This window comes from Actinocrinis sp., assembly GCF_035946395.1.
In the GTDB taxonomy this organism is placed as follows: Bacteria; Actinomycetota; Actinomycetes; order Streptomycetales; family Catenulisporaceae; genus Actinocrinis.
Genome location: NZ_DASYZI010000154.1, coordinates 1 through 2983, shown reverse-complemented (window position 1 = coordinate 2983; position 2983 = coordinate 1). Strand labels below are relative to the sequence as shown.

Annotated in this window: 3 protein-coding genes and 1 pseudogene; 3 read left to right on the top strand and 1 reads right to left on the bottom strand. The window is 64.9% G+C overall.

The features are described 5' to 3' along the window. A pseudogene (locus tag VGS97_RS09945) lies at positions 1 to 198 on the bottom strand (hypothetical protein); the annotation flags it as partial. A gap of 358 nt (positions 199 to 556) precedes the next feature. Between VGS97_RS09945 and VGS97_RS09940 the strand changes: the two are divergent. The 3 genes from VGS97_RS09940 (at position 557) to VGS97_RS09930 (ending at position 2743) form a co-directional block, all read left to right on the top strand. Next, positions 557 to 817: a hypothetical protein gene (locus tag VGS97_RS09940; RefSeq protein ID WP_326853036.1), complete on the top strand. Its 261-nt coding sequence runs from the start codon at positions 557 to 559 to the stop codon at positions 815 to 817. A gap of 230 nt (positions 818 to 1047) precedes the next feature. Further along, entirely contained in the window at positions 1048 to 1722 is a 675-nt protein-coding gene (locus VGS97_RS09935; RefSeq protein WP_326853035.1) for a metalloregulator ArsR/SmtB family transcription factor, read from the top strand. Between the two features lie 67 nt (positions 1723 to 1789). Next, positions 1790 to 2743 carry a transglutaminase family protein gene (locus VGS97_RS09930; RefSeq protein WP_326853034.1) on the top strand — a complete coding sequence of 318 codons (954 nt, stop codon included), beginning with the start codon at positions 1790 to 1792 and terminating at the stop codon, positions 2741 to 2743. Positions 2744 to 2983 lie beyond the last annotated feature (240 nt).

Sequence of the window (2983 nt, the reverse complement as noted above, 5' to 3'; positions counted from 1 at the left end):
CAAACAGCCAATCAACCCCGCGAACGCGTGACGCACCAACCGCTCCCACGCCACCACCACATCCAACCGCCCACCCGCCGACAAATGCTCGAACGAAACAGCATCCAACACCCCCGCACTGGGAGGCGACTCGGCCAGCATCGCCGCCAGCCCATCCGGATCAGAATGCGTAACAGCGGCCAACTCCATCGCGTCCATGGCGAGCCTCCCGGCGAAATCAGTACAGGTGGATGAGCTTTTCCCCATGCCCCCATTCTATCGAAGGTGGCGAATATATGGTGCCGATCTCAGTAAGTCATATATTCGACTACTGGCAACCTGCATGCTTACGAGTCGGCGGCAAGGAACGGGACCTTTGCCACCTTGCCAATCGGCGTGGATTCGCTGTGGTCGTCGCGGGTTTGCAGTTTGCACGGTGAAGGTCACGGACATCGAGGTACCTGACCACCCCATGTAGCCCACAAGCCGTCGTTCATGCTCGCGGTGACTACGACACGGCGGCGCGGTGGATGGTGACCCTGGTGGCCGCAGATCGGCGAATCCTGCGAGCATCGTGGTGTCGACGCGCGTGTTGCGGATGTCCATGGTCCACGAGCTGGGTTTGCTCGCCTCCGGGCGTCTCGGCAAATCGGCGGACCGGCGGACCGGCGAATGGGTGCCAGGTGGCCAGGAACGCTGCGGCGACCAGATCGGCGGCGGCCTCGCGGGAGGTGCTGCGGCGCAGGCAGAACCCGAGCAGGTGCGGCAGGTGCTCCGCATGTATGCGTTCGAATTCGCCGGTTGCGTCGGTTGCGTCAGCGGTTGCGTCGGCGGTTGAGCCGACGGTTGGGCCGGATTGCGTCTCGCTAGTCTTCAGTTCGCTTCGCTCAGACCCGATACACGATGTCCGGCAGCCGCGCCGTGTACAGGTTGTCAGGTTACTGAAGCCGTTCGCGGTAGCTGCACGGCTGGCTCATGCAAGATCGCGTCGCGCGTGCACGCACACTTGCCAAAGTTCTATTGATTGATAGATTGTTAGTAGAAGTTCGGTCGAGAGGATCCACAGGCATGTCGGAGATCGCTTCCGCGGTCAGTCCCAAGCACCTCGTGTTCGAGCAGTTCGCGCTGGTCGGCCAGGCACTGGCCAGCGAGCACCGGCTGGAGTTGCTGGATGTGCTGGTTCAGGGCGAGCGCACGGTCGAGTCGTTGGCGCGGGCCGCGGGGTTGCCAGTGGGCAACACCTCGCAGCACTTGCAGCAGCTGCTGCGGGCGGGGCTGGTCATGCGGCGCAAGAGCGGCAAGTCGATGATCTACACGCTGGCGGGCCCCGAGGTGCTCGGCCTCGTGCGGGCGTTGCGAGCGGCGGCCGAACGCAATCTGGCGGAGATCGACCGGCTGACGCAGCGTTACTACCAGGGCCGCGACGGGCTTGAGCCGATCACGCGCGACGAACTCGCCGCACGCATCGCAGAGGGCTCGGTGTACGTGCTCGACGTCCGGCCGGCCGAGGAGTATCAAGCCGGGCACCTTCGCGGGGCGGTCAGCATTCCGGTCAGCGAACTGGAGCGCCAGTTGGCCGATGTGCCGGCGAACCAGCAGATCGTCGCGTACTGCCGTGGTCCGTACTGCGTGTACTCCTACGAGGCGCTGGAAGTGCTTCGACCGCACGGGTTCTCGGCGCAGCGCTTGGACGGCGGCTTCTCCGAGTGGCTGGCTGCCGGGCTGCCGGTCGAGCGTGACTAGCGGATAGTCGCGCCATGACATGCATTTGGTACATCTATTTATATGGTTGGCCCTGACGGAGGTAGTCATGTCCATTGCGAGCGAGCAGCTCGCGGCGCCGGTCTTGTCGGCGGCGCATGCCGTGTACGAGATCATCGACCGCTTCACCGTGGCGCAGCAGGGCGAGGGCAGCGCGACGCGGCGGCTTGATGTGTGGGCACCGCTGATCCCCGACGCACCGGATCAGCAGGTACTTGACATCGCGGTGGTCGCGCCCTCGCCGTGGCAGGTCACTCGGGAAGTGGAGTTCGGCAACCAGCTGCTGTACGGCCACTATGACGCGTCGGCCGGGGGTCTGCTCGAATTCGAAGTGCGATACCTGGTTGAGCGCATGACGCCGCGTCAGAACCGTGCGACGTTGGGGGCTCAGGCGCGTGCGCTGGCGACTCCCGCGTTGTTCACCCGATCGCTGGACGCGGAGCGCCACGTCGACGTGTCCGACGAGACCCGGCAGCTGGCCCGGCAGATCGCCGACGGCGAGACGAGCCCGCTGGAGCAGGCTCGGCGCTACTACGACTACGTCACCGGCACGATGGAGTACGACGCCTCCAAACAGTCCTGGCTCGGCAGCACGCAGCACGCGCTGACCTGCTCGGTCGGCAACTGCAACGACATCCACGCACTGTTCGTCTCCCTGTGCCGGTCGTCCGGTATCCCTGCGCGGTTCGTGCTCGGGCAGGCCCTTGAGCCGTCTGAGGATGGAGAACCCTGCGATCTGTGCGGATACCACTGCTGGGCACAGTTCTTCGTCGCCGGGCTCGGCTGGTTGCCCGCAGACGCTTCGTGCGCCGTCAAGTACGACACCCACGGTCTGTTCGGCGCTCTGGAGACGAACCACATCGCCTGGTCGGTGGGACGCGACCTCCTGCTGGCTCCGCCACAGCGCGGCGAGCGCAACCTGTTCCTGGCGGGCCCCTACGCCGAGGCGGACGGGCAGCCGCATCGGGTCGAGCGCACGGTGAACTTCACGCAAGTGGAGTAGCCGAACACCGGCCAGCGGATGACAAGTACGGCATTTCACGCATGACGCGCCGTCAATCAATCGTGCAATTGAGCAATATTGGAGAAATAAGTGCGCGCGCTGCTCGTGGACACTCAGACGGACGCGGAGAGTCTCGCGGATTCGCCCTGAGCCGACCATGCCCGAGGTGACGCGTGTATCGACAGGTACTTGACCCATTCGCACATTCCCTGGCCTGGAGTGCGCTCCTCGCCACCCTGC

Excerpts from the sequence above, each read along its gene's own strand:
- VGS97_RS09935 (WP_326853035.1), top strand. The coding sequence starts at position 1,048 with ATGTCGGAGATCGCTTCCGCGGTCAGTCCCAAGCACCTCGTGTTCGAG.
- VGS97_RS09930 (WP_326853034.1), top strand. The coding sequence starts at position 1,790 with ATGTCCATTGCGAGCGAGCAGCTCGCGGCGCCGGTCTTGTCGGCGGCG.